General features: G+C 61.6%; 20 protein-coding genes. 7 read left to right on the top strand and 13 right to left on the bottom strand.

Annotated features, from left to right (window positions below; genetic code table 11):
- Positions 1 to 18 precede the first annotated feature (18 nt).
- The 4 genes from ACODSJ_RS02075 to ACODSJ_RS02060 all read left to right on the top strand — a co-directional run bounded on the left by ACODSJ_RS02075 (position 19) and on the right by ACODSJ_RS02060 (position 3,535).
- Positions 19 to 1,560: a phosphoenolpyruvate carboxykinase gene (locus ACODSJ_RS02075; RefSeq protein WP_489100145.1), complete on the top strand. Its 1,542-nt coding sequence runs from the start codon at positions 19 to 21 to the stop codon at positions 1,558 to 1,560.
- A 188-nt stretch (positions 1,561 to 1,748) separates the two neighbouring features.
- Positions 1,749 to 2,963 (top strand): colicin E3/pyocin S6 family cytotoxin, encoded by a 1,215-nt coding sequence (locus ACODSJ_RS02070; RefSeq protein WP_489100144.1) that lies wholly within the window; start codon positions 1,749 to 1,751, stop codon positions 2,961 to 2,963.
- Positions 2,960 to 3,196 (top strand): DUF7683 domain-containing protein, encoded by a 237-nt coding sequence (locus ACODSJ_RS02065; RefSeq protein WP_489100143.1) that lies wholly within the window; start codon positions 2,960 to 2,962, stop codon positions 3,194 to 3,196. The genes ACODSJ_RS02070 and ACODSJ_RS02065 overlap by 4 nt, the downstream gene beginning before the upstream one ends.
- Positions 3,197 to 3,307: 111 nt before the next feature.
- Positions 3,308 to 3,535 (top strand): hypothetical protein, encoded by a 228-nt coding sequence (locus tag ACODSJ_RS02060; protein WP_489100142.1) that lies wholly within the window; start codon positions 3,308 to 3,310, stop codon positions 3,533 to 3,535.
- Between the two features lie 22 nt (positions 3,536 to 3,557).
- On the opposite strand, the gene ACODSJ_RS02055 is transcribed toward ACODSJ_RS02060, so the two are convergent.
- From ACODSJ_RS02055 to ACODSJ_RS02035, 5 genes are all read right to left on the bottom strand, one after another.
- Positions 3,558 to 3,824 (bottom strand): hypothetical protein, encoded by a 267-nt coding sequence (locus ACODSJ_RS02055; protein WP_489100141.1) that lies wholly within the window; start codon positions 3,822 to 3,824, stop codon positions 3,558 to 3,560.
- A gap of 368 nt (positions 3,825 to 4,192) precedes the next feature.
- The gene (locus ACODSJ_RS02050) at positions 4,193 to 4,672 is read right to left on the bottom strand and encodes a glycine zipper domain-containing protein (protein WP_489100140.1); all 480 of its coding nucleotides are present in this window, start codon (positions 4,670 to 4,672) and stop codon (positions 4,193 to 4,195) included.
- A gap of 246 nt (positions 4,673 to 4,918) precedes the next feature.
- Complete coding sequence (locus ACODSJ_RS02045; protein WP_489100220.1) at positions 4,919 to 7,234, bottom strand: FdhF/YdeP family oxidoreductase; 2,316 nt, start codon at positions 7,232 to 7,234, stop codon at positions 4,919 to 4,921.
- A 29-nt stretch (positions 7,235 to 7,263) separates the two neighbouring features.
- Positions 7,264 to 8,103, bottom strand: coding sequence for a formate dehydrogenase accessory sulfurtransferase FdhD (gene fdhD, locus ACODSJ_RS02040; RefSeq protein ID WP_489100139.1), 840 nt, complete (start codon positions 8,101 to 8,103; stop codon positions 7,264 to 7,266).
- A gap of 93 nt (positions 8,104 to 8,196) precedes the next feature.
- A complete protein-coding gene (locus ACODSJ_RS02035) occupies positions 8,197 to 9,084 on the bottom strand; it encodes a LysR family transcriptional regulator (RefSeq protein WP_489100138.1) in 888 nt (295 codons plus the stop codon).
- A gap of 132 nt (positions 9,085 to 9,216) precedes the next feature.
- On the opposite strand from ACODSJ_RS02035, the gene lysM reads away from it, so the two are divergent.
- The gene (lysM, locus tag ACODSJ_RS02030) at positions 9,217 to 9,657 is read left to right on the top strand and encodes a peptidoglycan-binding protein LysM (RefSeq protein ID WP_489100137.1); all 441 of its coding nucleotides are present in this window, start codon (positions 9,217 to 9,219) and stop codon (positions 9,655 to 9,657) included.
- A gap of 46 nt (positions 9,658 to 9,703) precedes the next feature.
- Here the strand turns inward: lysM and yrfG are convergent, their stop codons facing one another.
- On the bottom strand, positions 9,704 to 10,366 hold the full coding sequence (yrfG, locus tag ACODSJ_RS02025; RefSeq protein ID WP_489100136.1) for a GMP/IMP nucleotidase: 663 nt from the start codon (positions 10,364 to 10,366) through the stop codon (positions 9,704 to 9,706).
- An 88-nt stretch (positions 10,367 to 10,454) separates the two neighbouring features.
- On the opposite strand from yrfG, the gene nudE reads away from it, so the two are divergent.
- Both nudE and cysQ read left to right on the top strand, forming a co-directional pair.
- Positions 10,455 to 11,021, top strand: coding sequence for an ADP compounds hydrolase NudE (nudE, locus tag ACODSJ_RS02020; RefSeq protein WP_489100135.1), 567 nt, complete (start codon positions 10,455 to 10,457; stop codon positions 11,019 to 11,021).
- Positions 11,018 to 11,845, top strand: coding sequence for a 3'(2'),5'-bisphosphate nucleotidase CysQ (gene cysQ / locus ACODSJ_RS02015; protein ID WP_489100134.1), 828 nt, complete (start codon positions 11,018 to 11,020; stop codon positions 11,843 to 11,845). The genes nudE and cysQ overlap by 4 nt, the downstream gene beginning before the upstream one ends.
- 133 nt (positions 11,846 to 11,978) lie before the next feature.
- Here cysQ and ACODSJ_RS02010 read toward each other — a convergent pair whose 3' ends face one another.
- The 7 genes from ACODSJ_RS02010 to rfbB all read right to left on the bottom strand — a co-directional run bounded on the left by ACODSJ_RS02010 (position 11,979) and on the right by rfbB (position 19,118).
- A complete protein-coding gene (locus ACODSJ_RS02010) occupies positions 11,979 to 12,434 on the bottom strand; it encodes a YiiD C-terminal domain-containing protein (protein ID WP_489100133.1) in 456 nt (151 codons plus the stop codon).
- Positions 12,435 to 12,469: 35 nt separating this feature from the next.
- Complete coding sequence (locus ACODSJ_RS02005; protein WP_489100132.1) at positions 12,470 to 13,861, bottom strand: sigma-54-dependent transcriptional regulator; 1,392 nt, start codon at positions 13,859 to 13,861, stop codon at positions 12,470 to 12,472.
- On the bottom strand, positions 13,858 to 15,666 hold the full coding sequence (locus tag ACODSJ_RS02000) for a sensor histidine kinase (RefSeq protein WP_489100131.1): 1,809 nt from the start codon (positions 15,664 to 15,666) through the stop codon (positions 13,858 to 13,860). Before ACODSJ_RS02000 ends, ACODSJ_RS02005 begins: the two co-directional genes overlap by 4 nt.
- A 77-nt stretch (positions 15,667 to 15,743) precedes the next feature.
- Entirely contained in the window at positions 15,744 to 16,625 is an 882-nt protein-coding gene (gene rfbD, locus ACODSJ_RS01995; RefSeq protein ID WP_489100130.1) for a dTDP-4-dehydrorhamnose reductase, read from the bottom strand.
- The gene (gene rfbC, locus ACODSJ_RS01990; RefSeq protein ID WP_489100129.1) at positions 16,622 to 17,167 is read right to left on the bottom strand and encodes a dTDP-4-dehydrorhamnose 3,5-epimerase; all 546 of its coding nucleotides are present in this window, start codon (positions 17,165 to 17,167) and stop codon (positions 16,622 to 16,624) included. Before rfbC ends, rfbD begins: the two co-directional genes overlap by 4 nt.
- Positions 17,164 to 18,039, bottom strand: a complete 876-nt coding sequence (rfbA, locus tag ACODSJ_RS01985) for a glucose-1-phosphate thymidylyltransferase RfbA (protein WP_489100128.1) — start codon at positions 18,037 to 18,039, stop codon at positions 17,164 to 17,166. The genes rfbC and rfbA overlap by 4 nt, the downstream gene beginning before the upstream one ends.
- On the bottom strand, positions 18,036 to 19,118 hold the full coding sequence (rfbB, locus tag ACODSJ_RS01980; protein WP_489100127.1) for a dTDP-glucose 4,6-dehydratase: 1,083 nt from the start codon (positions 19,116 to 19,118) through the stop codon (positions 18,036 to 18,038). Before rfbB ends, rfbA begins: the two co-directional genes overlap by 4 nt.
- Positions 19,119 to 19,290: the final 172 nt, after the last annotated feature.

Genomic DNA, 19,290 nt, shown 5'->3' with positions numbered 1-19,290 from the left:
GGGCCGACGGGGAATCTCATGACGCAAGCCAATAACGCCGTGTACACCGATCTGAGTGTCGATGAACTGGTCAAAGAAGCCCTGAATCGCGGTGAAGGCGAGCTTGCCGATACTGGCGCGCTGGTTGTCCGTACCGGTCACCGTACCGGTCGCTCGCCAGTCGACCGTTTCATCGTGGAAGAGCCAACCACCCAGGACGCCATCGCTTGGGGCCCGATCAACCGCAAGTTCCCGGCCGACAAGTTCGATGCCCTGTGGGCTCGCGTCGAGGCGTTCAACAACGCGCAAGAGCATTTCGTTTCCCATGTGCATGTAGGTGCTGCCCAAGAGCACTACCTGGCCGTGAAAATGACCACCCAGACTGCCTGGCAGAACCTGTTCGGTCGTTGCCTGTTCATCAACCCGGCCCAGTACAACCCGGCGGGCCGCGAAGAGTGGCAGGTTCTCAACGTTGCCAACTTCGAATGCGTTCCAGAGCGTGATGGCACCAACTCCGATGGTTGCGTGATCCTCAACTTCGCCCAGAAGAAGGTGCTGATCGCTGGCATGCGTTACGCCGGTGAAATGAAGAAAGCCATGTTCTCCGTGCAGAACTTCCTGCTGCCGGCCGCCGACGTGCTGCCGATGCACTGCGCTGCCAACATCGGCGAAGAAGGTGATGTCACCCTGTTCTTCGGTTTGTCGGGCACCGGCAAGACCACCCTGTCCGCCGATGAAAGCCGTTACCTGATCGGTGACGACGAGCACGGTTGGGGCGAGGGCGTGGTGTTCAACATCGAAGGCGGTTGCTATGCCAAGTGCATCGACCTGTCCGAGAAGAACGAGCCAGTCATCTGGAAAGCCATCAAGCATGGCGCGGTGCTGGAAAACGTTGTGCTGGACGCCGCCAAGAAGGCCGACTACGCCGACGGCAGCCTGACCCAGAACAGCCGTGCCGCCTACCCGCTGGAACACGTCGAGAAGCGTTCCGCGCAGAACCTCGGTGGCGAGCCCAACGCCGTGATCTTCCTGACCTGCGACCTGACCGGCGTACTGCCGCCTGTGTCGATCCTCAGCGAAGAACAAGCCGCCTACCACTTCTTGTCCGGCTACACCGCACTGGTGGGCTCGACCGAAATGGGCTCGGGCAGCGGCATCAAGTCGACGTTCTCCACTTGCTTCGGCGCTCCGTTCTTCCCGCGTCCTGCCGGTGAATACGCTGAGCTGCTGATCAAGCGTATCCGTGGCTTCGGCTCCAAGGTCTACCTGGTCAACACCGGCTGGACCGGCGGTGGCTACGGCGTCGGCAAGCGCTTCAACATCCCGACCACCCGTGCGGTGATCGCGGCCATCCAGAGCGGCGCGCTGATCGGTGCGCAAACCGAGCACCTGGACATCATCAACCTGGACGTGCCGCTGGCTGTTCCTGGCGTTGAGACTGGCCTGCTGAACCCACGCAACACCTGGACTGACAAGGCCGCGTACGACGAAGCTGCCAAGGCGCTGGCCGGCTTGTTCACCGAGAACTTCAAGAAGTTCGACGTGAGCGACGCGATCAAGGCTGCTGGGCCGCAGTTGTAAGGCTCCACCAGCGAATAAGAAACCGCCCTTTCGAGGGCGGTTTTTTTTGCGCTGCTATTTGTCTTCGTCGGGGAAAGGGGAAAGGTCCCACGACAGTCTAGGAATCGTCTGGTAAGCGTGCCTCCGGTTGCTCGGTAAGGTTTGCCATGCCCTTCACCAGGGGTAAAGCGACCGAGTAAGGACGACGCATGACGAAAGGAAAAAACGCCCCGCCTCAGGTCTGGGAGTACCAGGGCGGCGATTGGCGGATCAAGGTCTTGCGGGACATGACCCCCAGCGAGTTGGCGAAGAGAGACGCCGATCAACATGCCTATGAGGACATGCTGGGCAGGCAACTGGCCTACATGAAGGAACGCCTGGGTCGACTTCGGGAAGAACCGCGTCCGGTTATGAAAGGTTGCGTGTTCGCCAAGTCGTGCCAGTTGCCTGAGTCACTGATTGATTACCAGCACCCTCGCGGTTATATCCCGACGGAACTCGTTAAAGAGTACGGGGCACTTACCTTGCTGGGTGGGCGCGAGGTAAGCGAGTCAGGGCATATACCGCTGAAAAAAATCAGCGGGGCGTTGCCGGCAAGCGTCGGCACATTCGCCTTGGGCGGCGCTGCTCTGTCTGCCGGCGAAGTGGGTGCTGGTGCAATAGCAGGCGCAATCACCGCACCCGTGGCGGCGGGCACCTTGATTGGCCTGGTGGGGTTGCTCGCACCCGCGAACTTGGGTGACGGTTCGTTGTACACCGAAGAGCAACTGCGCTCGCTGGAGCAGGCCCGCACCCGGGTTCGACTGCGTATCGAAACCCGGGCCGATGGCACGCTCAAGGGATACCGCTATAACACCCAGGCGCGACGGGACTGGGAAATGATCCCGGTGGTGACCTTTCAGGCACGCGGCGAGCAGCAGGTCGCGGATTTCGGCAACGGGATCGAGTTGATCTGGACGCCAGCGGTCGATCCTTCCGCCACGCTGGGCATCCCGGCCTTGGAGGCCGCACCCCAGGCTCCGCACATCTGGATTTTCCCACCGACGCCTGCGGCAGACAGCATCATTGTCAATCCGATTTATCCGCCGGAGTACAGGGACTTCATTCTTGTGTTTCCGGTGGGGTCTGGGGTTTCGCCGTTATACATAGTTTTCAACATTCCAGGCGATCACAAGTACTATAAAGCACCAGAGAAGTTGATTGCTTTTCCAGATGCAGTGCGCACCGATCGTAAAACCCGTGTTAAAGGTGGAGGAGCTCTTAGGAAACGTTGGAAAACTCCAAAAGGACATATTTATGAGTGGGACTCTCAGCACGGGACAGTAGAAGTGTATAACAAGCGAGGGTTACATCTAGGCGAGTATGATCCGATAACCGGTGAACAAACAAAATCCGCAGATAAAACCAGGAGCGTCGAGCCATGATCTATATTGTGGAAGCCTTCGATAAGAAAACAGGATTCCTCGCTTTTGAGGAAAAATTACCTGATGGTTGTGACGAAAAATTGAAAAATATTATGTGCTGGACAAGTGAGCAGCAGGGATGGGAGGGTTATGATCTGACAAGCTCACAGCTGAATGAGTTGGAAAAACTCTTGGGGAAAAGACTTTACGATCCTGCATACATTTTTCAAATTAGCTGCAACGACTATGCATAGCGAAATAGGCAGGAAATTTTCGGTGATGCTCGGCGTGTGTAGTAAGTGAAAGGCTCGGTTATATGCAAAGCAACGCAGAGAAAATTCTGATAAAGCGAGAGAAAGAGATTTATGCTTTTCGGTATGCTAGGTTTTTGCCCAGGTAAGGATGAGTCGGTATTTAAGCAAAGCATTAACTTGTCCGTAGAAGACTTGAAGCCTGTGATGCGGTGGATGAGCAACCAAGACCACATCGGGGCAGATTTCAAGCTTTCTGCAGAACAGGTGCATGAAATTGAGCAGTTGGCGTCGGTGGTTTTTCCTGAAGGATTGGATTTTTATCTAACGTCCCACGACTGATTATCGAACTTAAGCCCAACCCTCAACGCAACCGCTGCCGCACAACCTCCAGCAACTCGCTGCCATCCTGAACCAACAGATACAACGCATGCACGATGCTCGGGATATCCCTCACATCGGCGTGTTTGAAGCATAGGCAGTGCAGGGTTTCGAGCAGGTCGCTGGAGGCGCGGATGCGTTGGGCGGCGGCGTCGCAGAGGTCTTGGATGTCAGCTTCGGTGTCGATGGCCAGAATCGGTGTGCCGTTGAGTCGCTGGTAACGGTTGGCGGTCGGGTTGTCTGTGTGCATTCGGGCCTCTCAGTCCGATTTCCTAATCGAATCGCGGACTATAGAGAGCACTGTCCGGACGCCGCAATATGGCCTGAAGGGACAGGTTGTGTAGGGCGTTTACCGGTGTCTGACGCTTGGGTCAGGGGGCTGTTTCGGAGTTAGCAGCCTGTCATCACTTTCCGCTCGATTATCAGGCGGATCCTACAAGCCTTCTGTAAGACGTGCTTCAGAAGCGGTAGTCCGCTTCCGAAAAGCCTGTCGTAGCCATATCCGCTCAGAGGTGGTGGAGTTCGCGATGAGGTGGTCTGAAACGAAAAATCGCAGCCTCCGCTCAGCCGTGGCTGCTGGAGGCTGCGATCCTTAACAGCTGCGATGGACGTCAGCTGTTAGTCGCGGTAGTAGCGATGATGATGTTTGCGATGCCCATAGGCATGACCGCGACCGGGATGGTCATCACGGTAGTAGCGGCGGTCACCGCGGCGACCCTCATAGCGACGATCGTCGTCATCGTCCTTGCCCATGTAGTTACCCAGCGCGCCACCGGCGCCACCGCCCGCTGCGGCGCCGATCAGGCTACCGGTGGTGCCGCCCACACTGCGGCCGACCACGTTACCGCCAGCTGCGCCCAGCGCGCCGCCGATTGCCGCTTCGCCGCGGCTGTGCCTGTCGGCGCCAACCGCACTACCACCCGCGCCGCCCAGCGCTGCGCCGATGGTGGAGCCGGTGTTACCGCCCAGGGACTGGCCGACGACCGAACCCAGAACCCCGCCCAATGCGCCGCCGACACCTGCTTCGGCGGTGCCGCCGGCAGACGCGACGCCACTGATCAGGCCAAGGGACAACAAGAGAATGGAGGAGAACTTCATAGAGGAGCCTCAAAGGGATGACGGGCGCGATCCTGAGGCTGGCTTCGCTTGGTTACAATCGAAATCCGACGAATAACACGACTTGTGCACAACTCTATAAGTTATTGTTTTTTGGCCGGAACTTAACGTCTTTTCGCCGGTCTTTAGCTACTTGGACAGGCCGTTTTCTATGGAAAACGGCCTTTTTTGTGGGCGCTGGAAAGTGCTTTTTGGCGAAGGGACATCCATGATCCCTCCAAAGGTGTCTCAGGCCGACTTGGCCAGGATCAACCCGTTCTCGCTTGGCCTTTCCAGGCGGATCGCCACGAATTTCGACGTCGGCGTGTGGCTGTCGTCGCCCGTGCTCTCCAGCGGCACCAGCGGGTTCACTTCAGGGTAGTAGGCTGCGGCCTGCCCGGCAGGAATGTCGAATGCCAGCAAGGTAAAACCCTTCACCCGCCGTTCACGTCCATCATCCCAGAGCGAGACGATGTCGGCCTTCTGACCTGGCTTGAAGCCCAGGCGGATGATGTCCGCTTCGTTGACGAACAATACGTCCCGCTGGCCCTTCACGCCGCGATAACGATCGTCCAGGCCGTAGACGGTGGTGTTGTACTGATCGTGGGAGCGCATCGACTGCATGATCAGGTCCGGCAATTGGCCGGTGGCACGAGTGCGTTCATGCACCAGGTCGGTCGGCAACAGGTTGGGCTTGAAGTTGGCGCGGCCCGAGGCGGTGTTCCAGCGACGTTCAGCGGCGCTGTTACCCAGGTAGAACCCCCCGGGATGCTTGAGCTTTTCGTTGAAATGCTTGAAGCCCGGCACGGTGTCGGCGATCAGGTCGCGGATGCGATCATAGTCGGCCACCAGCCAGTTCCAGTCCACCGGGCGGCTACCCAGCGTGGCGGCAGCCATGCCGGCGATGATCCACGGTTCGGAGCGCATCTGGTTCGACAGCGGCTGCAACTGGCCTTTGGAGGCGTGGACCATGCTGAAAGAGTCTTCAACGGTCACCGCTTGCGAACCTTCGGTTTGCAGGTCGATGTCGGTGCGTCCCAGGCAAGGCAGGATCAGCGCTTCCTTGCCGTGGGCCAGGTGGCTGCGGTTGAGCTTGGTGCTGATCTGCACCGTCAGGTCGCAATTGCTCAAGGCCTGGAACGTCCGATGGCTGTCCGGCGTGGCTTGGGCGAAGTTGCCGCCCAGGGCGATGAACACCTTGGCCTGGCCGTCGGCCATGGCGTGGATCGCCTCGACCACGTTGTGGCCGTTTGCGCGCGGGGTCTTGAACTGGAAACGCCGCTCCAGCGCGTCGAGGAACGCCGCTGGCGGGCACTCGTTGATGCCCATGGTCCGGTCGCCCTGCACGTTGCTGTGGCCGCGAACCGGGCACAGCCCGGCGCCTGGCCGGCCGATGTTGCCGCGCAGCATCATCACGTTGGCGATTTCCTGGATGGTCGCCACCGAATGTCGGTGTTGGGTGATCCCCATCGCCCAGCACATGACCACGCTCTTGCTGTTGGCGTACATGCGCGCCGCTTGCTCGATTTCCACCAGGGTCAAGCCCGACTGCCCGACGATCTGTTCCCAAGGCGTGTCGTCGACGGCGGCCAGGTAATCCAGCACGTTGGCGCTGTGTTCATTGAGGAACGCGTGGTCGAACACCGCCGGCGCGCCGGTTTTTTGCGCATCTCGTTCCCATTGCAGCAGGAACTTGGCCATGCCGCGCAATATCGCCATGTCGCCACCCAAGGCTGGACGGAAATAGGCGGTGTTGGTGGGCTTGTTGCCGTTGGTGAGCATTTCGAGCGGGTTCTGCGGATGCTGGAAACGCTCCAGGCCTCGCTCTTTGAGCGGGTTGATGCAGACCACCTGGGCGCCGCGCTTCACCGCTTCGCGCAGTGGTTCGAGCATGCGCGGGTGGTTGGTGCCGGGGTTCTGGCCCCAGACGAAAATCGCGTCGGCGTGCTCGAAATCGTCGAAGGTCACCGTGCCCTTGCCCACGCCCACACTCTGGGCCAGCGCCACGCCGCTGGCCTCGTGGCACATGTTCGAGCAGTCGGGAAAGTTGTTGGTGCCGTAGGCGCGCACGAACAGCTGATACAGGTAGGCTGCCTCGTTGCTGGCCCGGCCCGAGGTATAGAACTCGGCCTGGTTCGGGCTGGACAGCCCTTGCAGGTGCTTGCCGATGAGGGCGAAAGCTGCGTCCCAGCTGATGGGTTTATAGCGGTCGGTCTCGGCGTCGTAACTCATCGGCTCGGTCAGGCGGCCTTGGTATTCGAGCCAATAGTCGCTCTGCGCCAGCAGCGCGGTCACGCTGTGCCTGGCAAAGAATGCCGCGTCGACGCGGCGTTTGGTCGCTTCCCAGTTCACCGCCTTGGCGCCGTTCTCACAGAACTTCACCATGCCGCTTTCCGGTGAGTCACCCCAGGCGCAGCCAGGGCAGTCGAAGCCGCCGTTCTGGTTGGTCTTGAGCATCATCCGGATGTTTTTCAGCGCGTTGTCGCTGGTCAGCCAGGCCTGGGCGACGCTGATCAACGCGCCCCACCCCCCGGCCGGGCCCTTGTAGGGCTTGTAGCGCGGCATGGGTTTCTGGTCGGCTTGTTGATGCTTGCTCACGCTTGGTTCTCCATCGCAGGGCTGTAGACCCGCGGCGCACTTTTTTGCGGCAGGTGAATGAGATTGAGGTTGTGACGGCGCGCCCATTGCACGGCGAGGCCGGTGGGTGACGACAGGCTGACCAGGGTCTGGATACCGGCGCGCAGGACTTTCTGGATCAATTCGAGGCTGCAGCGACTGGTGACGATCGCTACGCCACCGGCCACCGGGATCTGTTGCCGGAGCAGCGCGCCGATCAGCTTGTCGAGGGCGTTGTGCCGACCGATGTCTTCGCGGCCCAGCAGCAATTGGCCTTGGGCGTCCATGAACAGTGCCGCGTGCACGGCCCCGCAGTGCTGGCCCAGGGGTTGGAATTGGCCGATGTCCTGGCGCAAACCGTCGAGCCACTGCGCGGGTGGCAGCGGTGCGCCTGGCAGCGCCTTGAGGTCTGGCAGCGCCTGCTCAAGGGCTTCCACGCCGCAGAGCCCGCAACCACTGGTGCCGGCCAGTTGCCGACGCTGTTGCTTGAGCCGCCAGAAGGCACGGCTGGCGATGGTCACCTGGGCGTTTTGCGCAGAACCGGTGCCGCTCAACTGCAGGTCATAAATGTCCGAGAGGTCTTCGATGATGCCGCTGCCGAGGCTGAAGCCGACGATGAAGTCTTCAAGGTCGGTGGGGGTCACCAGCATGACGGCCTGGCTGATGCCGTTATAGGCGATCGCCAACGCCACTTCCTCGGCCAGATCGGTACTGTCCGACCGGGAGTGGTTCAGATTGCTGTAGTGATAGCGATGGCTGGCGTCCGGCGTGGGACCTTGCGGTGTGGGCGTGGGACAGACCGGAGGTTTGTCGTTCATGGGCAGCACTGAAAGAAGGAATAGTGTTAAGACTAAATGCGGCAATCTGCCACGTCTAATCGCTATTACTGATCCTTCAATAGATGACGTCGATCAAGATGTCGTTGTTGATTGCTGGTAGAGCGCAAAACACGCCTCGGCCAAGGCTGATCGCGGTGCGCCACGTCGCATGATCAAGCCCAGCGACACCAATGTCTGTGCGCTTTCGATAGGTTGGATGCGCAAGTCTTCGGCGAGGAAGTTCAGGCCGCTGTCCATGGGGATCACCGCGCAACACAGGCCACCGTGCACAGCTTGTAACAACTGATGCACGGCGTCGGTTTGCAACAAGGGCTGGGGTGCCAGGCCGCGACTGTGGAAATTGTGGTCGATGGACTGGCGAAAATGCATACCGCTGGTGAGCATACCGAGCGGCAGTTCAATCAGTGCCTCCCAGCTCAGCGGTTGTTCGCCAAAGAAGAAAAACCGCTGGTCGTACAGCAGGCCCATGCGGGTGGGGCTGAAGGGCAGGGCCTCGAAACGCTCGTTGTCCAGGCGCTCCAGGTAAGAAATACCCAGGTCGATGCGGTTGTTCGCCAGGTGTTCAAGGATGTGCTCGGAACTCAAGGAGGACAATTCGAAGCGCAGGTTCGGGTGCTCAGCGTGCAGGCGCTGCATCATCGACAACGGGTCGAAGTCCGACATGGGCACCACGCCCAGGCGCAGGGTGCCCGCCAGGTTGCCACGGCAGGCGGCGGCTTCGGCTTGCAAGCCGTCATAGGCGGCCAGCACCGTGCGTGCCCACGCCAACACCCGTTCCCCGGGTGCGGTGAAGCCTTCGAAGCGCTGGCCACGGTTGACCAGCGGCAGATCGAGCTCTTCCTCAAGGCTGCGCAGGCGCATCGACAAGGTTGGCTGGGTGATATGGCAGCGGGCGGCGGCCTGGCCGAAGTGACGGGTTTCGTCCAGCGCGATGAGAAATTTCAGCTGCTTGATGTCCATCTTCGCTCCGGGGCGCGGGAAGTAATGAATTCTAGCGCTTTGCCCAGGGTGTGGTCATTGGTCGGGCAGGGCACGGGTCCGTCTGGCTTGGTCTAGGATTAAAGGTCTGGATCCAAAACCAAGGAGCACGTCATGAGTATTTTCAGTTTTGTGAAGGAGGCCGGTGAAAAACTGATCGACCTGCTGACCCCCGGGAATGCCAACGCTGGCGAGCAGTTGAAAACCCACATCAGGGAGATCGGCCTGGGTAATCCGAATGTCCAGGCGACCCTCGAAGGGGACAAAGTCATCATCACCGGGGAGGTCGCGAGCCAGGAAGAGAAGGAAAAGATCCTGTTGGCCGTGGGCAACATCGCGGGTGTCGGCAGTGTCGACGACCGGATCACCGTGACCGGGCCGGTGGCGAAAGAAGCGCGCTTCGTGACCGTGAAGAAGGGCGACACGCTCAGCGCTATCTCCAAGGCCGAGTACGGCGATGCGAACAAGTACCAGAAGATTTTCGAAGCCAACAAGCCGATGTTGAAGCACCCGGACAAGATCTATCCGGGGCAGGTGTTGCGTATTCCCGATTAACACCCCCTGTGGCGAGAGAGCAAGCTCCCTCGCCACAGGGTTCGCGTTATAGCCCTTCGATCAGGTCCCGATAGTCCCCCAGCGCGTCGAACTCCCCCGTATCCTTCGGCCCCTTGCGGCTGTCCGGCTCGCTGACGGCCAGCAGGTGCGCGACGCCGAACGCCCGGGCGCTGCGCAACACCGGCAGGGTGTCGTCGATGAACAGGCTGCGGGCCGGGTCGAAATTCAGGTCGGCTTGCAGCGCGTCCCAGAATTGCGGGTTTTCCTTGGGGAAACCGTAGTCGTGGGAGCTGATCAAGCGCTCGAAGTAAGGTGCCAGCTCAATGCGTTCCAGTTTCAGGGACAACGAATCGCGGTGGGCGTTGGTGATCATCACCACCCGTTTACCGGCCTGCTGGAGCGCCGCCAGGAATGTGTCCGCATCCGGGCGCAAGGCGATCAGGTGGGCGGTTTCCAGCTTCAGTTCCCGCACCGGCAGTTTCAACTCGGTGCTCCAGAAATCCAGGCAATACCATTGCAACTGGCCCGCGTGGCGCTCGAACAGCGGCTGCAATTCCAGCTCGGCCATGGCGCGGCTTACACCGTGCAGCTCGGCGTAGCGCTGGGGCAGGTGTTCCATCCAGAAATGGTTGTCGTAATGCAGGTCGAGCAAGGTGCCGTCCATGTCCAGCAGAACCGTGTCGATCTCATGCCAGGGCAACAAGGCCATAAAACTTCTCCAGCGGTAATCGGATATCCGACACAAACAATCAGAATAGGCCGGGTATAGTAGCCCGCTATCGCCCAGGGAGCCGTTTATGCGCCAGAAACCCACCATACTCGATCGTCGGATCGTCGCCACCAGCCGCCTGTTTTGCGTGGAAGAACTCAAATTGCGTTTTTCCAACGGTGTGGAGCGCACCTATGAGCGGTTGGCGGGGCAGAGCACCGGTTACGGCGCGGTGATGATCGTGGCGATGCTCGATGCCGAGCATGCCGTGCTGGTGGAGGAATACTGCGGTGGTACCGACGCTTACGAACTGTCCTTGCCCAAGGGCCTGATCGAGCCGGGTGAGGATGTGTTGGCGGCGGCCGAGCGTGAACTCAAGGAAGAGGCCGGTTTCGGTGCGCGTCAGTTGGAGCATTTGACCGAATTGTCGCTGTCCCCTGGCTACATGAGCCAGAAAATCCAGGTGGTGTTGGCCACCGACCTGTATGAAGAACGGCTGGAGGGCGATGAGCCCGAGCCGATGCGCGTGGACAAGGTCAACCTGCATGAGTTGTTGGCCCTGGCACAGAACCCCCAGTTCACGGAGGGGCGAGCCTTGGCGGCGCTGTACCTGGCCCGTGACCTGCTGACCCAGCGTGGAGCGTTGCTGTCATGAATTTTCCCCACTCTCTGATGGCTCCCGTGGTCGAATTGGCGCTCAAGGCCGGTGAGGCGATCCTGCCGTTCTGGCGGGCTGATGTGCAGGTTGTCCAGAAGGCTGACGCGTCGCCGGTGACCGCCGCAGACATGGCCGCCCACGACGTGATCGTGGCCGGGCTGACGGCACTGGCCCCGGATATTCCGATCCTCTCCGAAGAAGACGCCAACATTGCCCGAAGCGTGCGTGCCGGCTGGCAACGCTGGTGGTTGGTCGACCCGCTGGACGGGACCAAGGAGTTCATCTCCGGCAGCGAAGAGTTCACCGTCAACATCGCACTCATCGAGCAGGGCCGGGTGGTGTTCGGCGTGGTGTCGATGCCCACCAGTGGACGCTTTTACGTCGGTGGCGCGGGGCTGGGTGCCTGGCGTGGCGAGCAGGGCGGCGAGCCTTCGCCCATTGCGGTTCGCCACGAGCTTGCGCCTGGCGAGGCCTTCACCGTGGTCGCCAGCCGTCGCCATACCAGCCCGGAGCAGGAACGTCTCCTGGCTGGCCTGAGCGACAGCCTGGGCAAGTTGCAATTGGCCAATATCGGCAGTTCATTGAAGTTTTGCCTGGTGGCCGAAGGCGCGGCCGATTGCTATCCACGGCTGGCACCGACCTCCCAGTGGGACACCGCTGCCGCGCAAGGCGTCCTGGAGGGCGCGGGTGGCGAGGTGTTGGACCTGAGCGGCGAAGTGTTCTGTTATCCACCGCGCGAGTCGCTGTTGAACGCGTCGTTCCTGGCGTTGCCGGCGAAGGCGGCATGGCGAGGGAAGCTGTTGGAGTTGGCCCGCTCTTAAATCCTGTGGGGTCTTCTGTGGCGAGGGGATTTATCCCCGCTGGGGCGCGAAGCGGCCCTGTTTTTTTGGGGGGCTGCTGCGCAGCCCAGCGGGGATAAATCCCCTCGCCACAAGGTTTCTTGTTTCCAAAGAGTCAGCGGTGCAAGACGTACTGCCCCTCGAACTGCACCGCCACGTCCTCGCTTCCGGTGTTCCGCACCTGGGTCTGCAGGGCCAGCCGTGCCCGTCCATAACGCCGATAAGTCGAAAGGAAGCGCTTCCAGACCTTTTCCTCAGGCGCGTCGCACAGAACGGTAGCGTCGCCAGTGACCGGCAACGGATAGCTGATCTGCCCCTCCTGGATCACGATGTGCCCGTCCTCGATGCCTTCTTCGCGCAGGGCCAGGTGCAGCCAGCCCCAACCGCCCAGCACGGCGCCGCAATACAGGCTGCCGCCGAACATGGTGCTCTTGTGGTTGACGTTGGCCGCCAATGGCAGCGACAGACGCAGTTGCCGGGCCTGCCAATCAAGCACCTTGAGGCCCATCTCGCGCGTCAGTGGGATGTCGTGGTGCAGGATCGATTCCAGGTAACGGCTGTCGCGGCTCATGCAGAGATCTCTTGCTTGAAAAGGATGACGATAACTCAATCGGGCTCATCGGCGGCAGGGTGGCTGCTGTCGCTGAAGTTCAGCCCGTGCTTGCGCAGCTTGTCGTGCAAGGTCTTGCGCGGAATGCCCAGGGCTTCGGCGAGGCTGCGTACCGAGCTGTGGGGGCGGGTCAGTTCGGCGGCGATCAAGGTTTTCTCGAAGTTTTCCACTTGCTCGCTCAAGCCGCCGCTGACCATCTGCGTCGTTGCACCAGGGCTGCCGTCCGGCGCGCTGTTGTCCAGGGCCAGTTCCAGGCCCAGGGCGAAGCGCTCGGCGGCGTTCTGCAATTCACGCACGTTGCCCGGCCAGCTATGGCGCAGCAGCAGTGCCCGGTGTGCCGGCTGCAACTCATGGGGGGGCAGGCCATGGCGAGCACTGGCTTCGTTGGCGAAGTGCTGGAACAGCACCAGGGCGTCCTCGCCCCGTTCGCGCAAGGGCGGTATGCGCAGCGGCGCAACGTTGAGGCGGTAATACAGGTCGGCGCGAAAACGCCCCTGGTCGGCGGCCTGGCGCAGGTCTTCCTTGGTGGCGGCGATGATGCGGATGTCCAGCGGGATGAGCTGGTTACCGCCCAAGCGCTCCACCGCGCGCTCTTGCAGCAGACGTAGCAGCTTGACTTGGACGTCCAGGCTCATGCTCTCGATTTCGTCGAGGAACAGCGTGCCGCCGTTGGCGAACTCGAACTTGCCGATACGGCGTTTCTGCGCGCCAGTGAAGGCGCCAGGCTCGTGGCCAAACAGCTCGCTTTCCACCACCGATTCGGCGAGGGCGCCGGCGTTGATCGCCACGAAGGGGCCGTTGCGCCGCCCCGAGAGGTCGTGCAATGCCCGGGCGACCACTTCTTTGCCGGCGCCGGTTTCACCGAGGATCAGCACGTCGGCGCGAGTGGCTGCCAGTGCGCCGATCTGCTCGCGCAAGCGCAACATCGGCGTCGACTGGCCCACCAGCCGGGCGCTGAGTTCATGCCGATCGCTCAAGGCCAGGCGCAGGCTGCGGTTTTCCAGCACCAGGCGGCGCAAGGCCAGGGCGCGACGCACGCTGTCGAGCAGATGATCGCTGGCGAAGGGTTTTTCCAGGAAATCGTAGGCGCCGGCCCGCATCGCTTGCACCGCCAGCGGCACGTCGCCATGGCCGGTGATCAGCAGCACCGGCAACTCCGGGTCCTGGGCATGCAATTGGCGCAGCAGTTCCAGGCCGTCGATGCCCGGCATGCGGATGTCACTGACCACCACGCCTGGCCAGTCGCGCGGCAATTGCCCGGCGACGTCCTTGGCCTCGGCCAGCGAGAGGATTTTCAGGCCGGCGAGGTCGAGGGTCTGGCTCAGGGCCTGACGCAAGTGGGGGTCGTCGTCGATCAGCACCACCTCAATCCGGTTATCGATGGTCATACGCTACGGTCCTCGGACGGTTGCAAGCTTACCCCGGGTGCGCCGGCGCGAAGTTTCAGGGTGATCAGGGCGCCGCCTTCCTTGTGGTTAGCGAAGGACAACTCACCGCCGAAGGCGCGCATCAGGGTGTCGCAGATTGCCAGTCCCAGGCCAAGGCCTTGGGTCCGGGTCTTGGTGGTGTAGAAGGGCTCGCCGGCGCGGCCCAGGGCTTCCATGCAAAACCCCGGGCCGTTGTCGCGAATGTACAGAATGACGCCGGTATCGGTGGCCTGGGCACTGAGCCAGAGTTTGCGCGGCGGGCCTTTCTCGGTCAGGGCGTCGAGGGCATTGGCCAACAAGTTGCCCAGTACCTGGCGCAAGCGGGTTTCCCCGGCCTCGACCCACAGGGTGGCCGCCGGCAAGTCGCGAATCAGCTCCACTTCCATGCCGCGCCGACGCTTGGCGAGCAACGCCAGCGCGTCGTCCAGGGCTGGCTGCAAGGCGACGCTTTCCGGGGCGTGGCGGTCGCGGCGGGCGAAGGCGCGCAGGTGGGCGATGATCGAGGCCATGCGCCCGGTCAGTTCATTGATCAGCTTGAGGTTGCCCCTGGCGTCCTCGGTGCGCTGGTGGTCGAGCAATATCTCGGCGTTTTCCGCGTAACTGCGGATCGCCGCCAATGGCTGGTTGAGTTCGTGGCTGATGCTGGCCGACATGGTGCCCAGGGCCGACAGCTTGCCGGCCTGCACCAGGTCATCCTGGGCGCGGACCAGTTCCTGCTGGGCCTGCTCACGCTCCAGCACTTCTTGCCTCAGCCGCCGGTTCAGGCCTTCCAGGTCGCTGGTGCGCTCGGCTACCCGGCCTTCCAGTTCATGGCGGGTCTTGGCTTCGAAGGCGATCCGGGCCAGGTAATGGCGCCTGCGCTGCATCATCAAACCGAGCAACAGCATCAAGACCAGCAACGCCGCGCCACCGATGGCGACTACGGTGCGCACAGGACGGTCGATCAGCGTGCGCGGAGCAAGAATGCTCACGCTCCAGCCGGTTTCTTCGATGGTCTGGGTCTGTGTCAGCCAGGCGCTGGCATCCAGGTTCAGCGGCTTGGGATCGCGGGTCGGGTAAGGTTGTACCGCGCTGATGGCCTTGCGTTCGTCATCGCTCAGGGGGCGGGTCGAGCGAAAGCGCCATTCCTGTCGCGAAGTGAGGATCACCACACCATTGTGGTCGGTGACCAGCAGTTGTTCCGGGGTCTTGCCCCACAGGCTTTCGGTGTGGTCCAGGTCGACCTTGACCACCAGCACGCCGATGACTTCTCCCTGGTCGCGCACGGCGGCGGCGAAGAAATACCCGCGCTTGGCCGACGTGGTGCCCAGGCCGAAAAAGCGCCCCAGGCGACCGGCCATGGCTTCGATGTAGTACGGCCGGAAGGCGAAATTGCGGCCAACGAAGCTGTCGTGTTTGTCCCAGTTCGACGCGGCAAGCGTCTTGCCGGTGCTGTCCATCAAGTACATGACTTCCGCGCCGGTCTGATTGCTGATGCTCTTGAGCAGTTGGTTGGCGTTGTCCTGGATGGCGCTGTCGTTCGGGGTCGACAGCACCGCACGCAAGGCTGGCAGGTCGCCGAGAATCTGCGGCAGCACTTCATAGCGGTGCAGCGTGCCCAGCAAGTTGGCGACGTAGAGATCCAGGGTCTGGCGATTTTGCCCGGCCAGTTCACTGCGATAGTAGCGTTCGGCCAAGTGCTCCAGAGGCCACAACAACGGCGCCAGGCACAACGCAAGCAAGGCCAGGCTGCGCCAACGGGGTCTGCGGGGGAGGGTGGAATTCATGAGCATCAGGCGCCTGTGGTGACAGACGTATTATGCCCAGTGTCCCGCCTTACCAATACACTTTGTGAGACCGGAGATTAAGCCTGTCCGGCCAGGCACTCCTGCAACGCACTTCGCCAGTCGGGCTGGCTCACCCCCCATTCCCGGCGCAGGCGGGTGCAATCCAGGCGCGAGTTGAGCGGGCGCGGGGCGGGTGTCGGGTAGGCACTGGACGGGATGGCTTCGAGCAGCGCGCAAGGTTTGTGCTGCCGGGCCAGGCTTTCGCCGATGGCCTGGGCGAAGCCGAACCATGAGGTCTCACCCTGGGCGGTGAGGTGGTAGGTGCCCCAGGCACCAGGCTGACCGCCCTGCCAGCGCTCGATGAGCAGGGCCGTGCTGTGGGCAATAGTGTCAGCCCAGGTCGGTGCGCCGATCTGGTCGGCCACCACCCGCAACTGCGGTTTTTCCTGCAACAGGCGTTGCATGGTCAGCAGGAAATTGCGGCCCTCGGTGGAGTACACCCAGCTGGTGCGCAGAATCAGGTGCTGACCGCCGGCCTGGCGAATGGCGTCTTCGCCGGCCAGCTTGCTGCGTCCATAGACACTCAGCGGGTTGGGCGTGTCGTCTTCGGTATAGGGCCCGGGTTTGCGACCATCGAACACGTAGTCGGTGGAGTAATGAATCAGTGTCGCACCCAGGTCAACCGCCACCTGGGCCAAGACGCCGGGTGCCGTGGCGTTGATGGCGAACGCCCGCTGCGGTTCGCGCTCGGCCTGGTCGACAGCCGTATGGGCGGCGGCATTGATGATCAGGTCAGGAAGCAGCGCCTCGATGGGCGCGCGGATGAGGTCCGGCTGTGCCAGGTCGAGCTGGTGGCTGCCGAGCACGATGAGCTCGCCCACGCCCGCCAGGCGCTTCTGAAGCGCCCGGGACACTTGGCCGTTCTGGCCGACGATCAAGATCCGCAGGGAGGTCTTCATGGAAACAGGTCCGCGTCGCGCAGGGCCTTGCCGACCTGGTCCTTGGACGACAGGGTTGGTGGGCCTTGCAGTTGCCAATCGATGGCCAGCTGCGGGTCGTCCCAGCGAATGCAGCGTTCGGCCGACGGGGCGTAGTAATCGGTGGTCTTGTAGAGAAAGTCCGCCGACTCGCTCAGCACCACGAAACCGTGGGCAAAGCCCGGTGGTACCCACAGTTGCCGGCGGTTCTGTGTCGACAGGTTGACGCTGACCCATTGGCCGAACGTGGGCGAGCTGCGGCGAATGTCCACGGCCACATCCAGCACTTCCCCGGACGTAACGCGCACGAGTTTCCCCTGGGCCTGTTCGATCTGGTAATGCAGGCCGCGCAACACGCCTTTAGCCGAGCGCGAGTGGTTGTCCTGGACGAACGGTAATGCGCAGCCCGTGGCTTCGGTAAACGCCCGTGCATTGAAACTCTCGTAGAAGAAACCGCGATCATCGCCGAAGACTTGCGGTTCGATGATCAGGACGTCCGGCAAGCGGGTGGCGATGACGTTCAACGCGTTTCTCCAACAACCGTGAACAGGTACTGGCCATAGCCGGTCTTGCCGAAATATTCGGCGCGTTCGAGCATGTGTTCGCGGCTGACCCAGCCCTGTTGGTAGGCGATTTCTTCCAGGCACGCGACCTTCAGGCCCTGGCGATGTTCGATGGTCTGCACGTATTGCGAGGCTTCCAGCAGGCTGTCGTGGGTGCCGGTGTCCAGCCAGGCAAAACCACGGCCGAACCGCTCGACGTGCAGATCGCCACGTTGCAGGTAGGCATTGTTAACGTCGGTGATTTCCAGCTCGCCACGCTTGGAAGGCTTGATGGCCTTGGCGATCTGGATCACATCGTTATCGTAGAAGTACAGGCCGGTCACGGCATAGCTGGACTTGGGCTTGACGGGTTTTTCTTCGATGGAGATGGCGCGCCCTTCAGGATCGAACTCGATCACGCCAAAACGCTCGGGGTCCTTGACCCAATAACCGAACACCGTCGCACCGCGCTGCCGGCTGGCCGCAATCTGTAGTTGTTCGCCGAAGTGTTGGCCGTGGAAAATGTTGTCGCCCAGGATCAGGCACACCGGGTCGCTGCCAATGAACTGTTCGCCGATCAGGAATGCCTGGGCCAGGCCATCAGGCGACGGTTGTTCGGCGTAGCTCAAATGCACGCCAAATTGACTGCCATCGCCGAGCAGGTTGCGATAATGCGGCAGATCCTGCGGTGTGGAGATCACCAGGATCTCCCGGATGCCGGCAAGCATCAGCACCGAGATCGGGTAATAGATCATCGGCTTGTCGTAAATTGGCAGCAACTGCTTGGAAACCCCGAGTGTGATGGGGTGCAGGCGTGTGCCGGAGCCGCCGGCCAGAACGATACCCTTCATCATGCAGTTGCATCCTTATTGTCCAGCGAACCCAGGCGCTCGCCCTGATAACTGCCGTCCTGGACACGTCGACACCATGGCAGGTTCTCAAGGTACCACTGCACGGTCTTGCGCAGGCCGGTCTCGAAGGTTTCCCGAGGTGTCCAGCCCAGTTCCCGTTCGATCTTGCCGGCGTCGATCGCATAGCGCAGGTCATGACCGGGGCGATCCTTGACGAAGGTGATCAGGTCGGCATAGCGCTCGACCCCCTCCGGCTTGTGCGGCGCCAGCGCTTCGAGCAGCGCGCAGATGCCGCGGACCACGTCGATGTTCCGTTGCTCATTGTGGCCGCCGATGTTGTAGGTCTCGCCGACCACGCCCTCGGTGACCACCTTGAGCAATGCCCGGGCGTGATCCTCGACATACAGCCAATCGCGCACTTGCTGGCCGTCGCCATAGACCGGTAAGGGCTTGCCGGCCAGTGCGTTGAGGATCACCAGTGGAATCAGTTTTTCGGGGAAATGGAATGGCCCGTAGTTGTTCGAGCAATTGGTCACCAGCACGGGCAAGCCGTAGGTGCGCTGCCAGGCGCGAACCAGGTGGTCGGACGCAGCCTTGCTGGCCGAATAGGGCGAGCTGGGGGCATAGGCCGTGGTTTCGGTGAACAGATCGTCCGCACCGTGCAGGTCGCCATACACTTCGTCGGTGGAAATGTGATGGAAGCGAAACGTGTTCTGCTGCGGCTCGGCCAAGGTCTGCCAATAGGCACGGGTGGCTTCCAGCAGGCTGTAGGTGCCGACGATGTTGGTCTGGATGAAATCCGCCGGGCCGTCGATGGAGCGATCTACATGGGACTCGGCGGCCAGATGCATGATGGCGTCGGGCTTGAATCGCGCCAATATCGCACTGACCGTCGGTTGGTCGACGATGTCGGCCTGGACGAATTCGTAGCGGCTGTCGTGGTCGATGCTGCGCAATGATTCAAGATTGCCGGCGTACGTCAGCTTGTCGAGGTTCAGGACGTGGTGGCCGGTGTCGGCGATCAAGTGCCGTATAAGGGCCGAGCCTATGAACCCAGCCCCGCCAGTGATGAGGATGCGCATCCGGTTAAGCCTTTTTCCGTTGGACGACAAAGCACTGGAGCATAGCTTGTCGGCGCGATGGGGGTGGCGCAAGAGATTACATCTCTGTGAGCGTCCCGCAGGAGGGGGTTGCTTATCCTCCGACTCAGTGGCGAGATAGACATCCGATAAAAACCACCCCAGGGGTCGTCGT

The sequence above is a fragment of the Pseudomonas sp. FG6 genome (genome assembly GCF_057809015.1).
The sequence above is the reverse complement of the archived record's forward strand: the minus strand, read 5'-3'. Positions and strand labels throughout refer to the sequence as shown.

Coding starts and splice junctions, on each gene's coding strand:
- ACODSJ_RS02075 (WP_489100145.1), top strand. CDS start 19: ATGACGCAAGCCAATAACGCCGTGTACACCGATCTGAGTGTCGATGAA.
- ACODSJ_RS02070 (WP_489100144.1), top strand. CDS start 1,749: ATGACGAAAGGAAAAAACGCCCCGCCTCAGGTCTGGGAGTACCAGGGC.
- ACODSJ_RS02065 (WP_489100143.1), top strand. CDS start 2,960: ATGATCTATATTGTGGAAGCCTTCGATAAGAAAACAGGATTCCTCGCT.
- ACODSJ_RS02060 (WP_489100142.1), top strand. CDS start 3,308: ATGCTTTTCGGTATGCTAGGTTTTTGCCCAGGTAAGGATGAGTCGGTA.
- ACODSJ_RS02055 (WP_489100141.1), bottom strand. CDS start 3,824: ATGCACACAGACAACCCGACCGCCAACCGTTACCAGCGACTCAACGGC.
- ACODSJ_RS02050 (WP_489100140.1), bottom strand. CDS start 4,672: ATGAAGTTCTCCTCCATTCTCTTGTTGTCCCTTGGCCTGATCAGTGGC.
- ACODSJ_RS02045 (WP_489100220.1), bottom strand. CDS start 7,234: ATGCCGCGCTACAAGCCCTACAAGGGCCCGGCCGGGGGGTGGGGCGCG.
- fdhD (WP_489100139.1), bottom strand. CDS start 8,103: ATGAACGACAAACCTCCGGTCTGTCCCACGCCCACACCGCAAGGTCCC.
- ACODSJ_RS02035 (WP_489100138.1), bottom strand. CDS start 9,084: ATGGACATCAAGCAGCTGAAATTTCTCATCGCGCTGGACGAAACCCGT.
- lysM (WP_489100137.1), top strand. CDS start 9,217: ATGAGTATTTTCAGTTTTGTGAAGGAGGCCGGTGAAAAACTGATCGAC.
- yrfG (WP_489100136.1), bottom strand. CDS start 10,366: ATGGCCTTGTTGCCCTGGCATGAGATCGACACGGTTCTGCTGGACATG.
- nudE (WP_489100135.1), top strand. CDS start 10,455: ATGCGCCAGAAACCCACCATACTCGATCGTCGGATCGTCGCCACCAGC.
- cysQ (WP_489100134.1), top strand. CDS start 11,018: ATGAATTTTCCCCACTCTCTGATGGCTCCCGTGGTCGAATTGGCGCTC.
- ACODSJ_RS02010 (WP_489100133.1), bottom strand. CDS start 12,434: ATGAGCCGCGACAGCCGTTACCTGGAATCGATCCTGCACCACGACATC.
- ACODSJ_RS02005 (WP_489100132.1), bottom strand. CDS start 13,861: ATGACCATCGATAACCGGATTGAGGTGGTGCTGATCGACGACGACCCC.
- ACODSJ_RS02000 (WP_489100131.1), bottom strand. CDS start 15,666: ATGAATTCCACCCTCCCCCGCAGACCCCGTTGGCGCAGCCTGGCCTTG.
- rfbD (WP_489100130.1), bottom strand. CDS start 16,625: ATGAAGACCTCCCTGCGGATCTTGATCGTCGGCCAGAACGGCCAAGTG.
- rfbA (WP_489100128.1), bottom strand. CDS start 18,039: ATGATGAAGGGTATCGTTCTGGCCGGCGGCTCCGGCACACGCCTGCAC.
- rfbB (WP_489100127.1), bottom strand. CDS start 19,118: ATGCGCATCCTCATCACTGGCGGGGCTGGGTTCATAGGCTCGGCCCTT.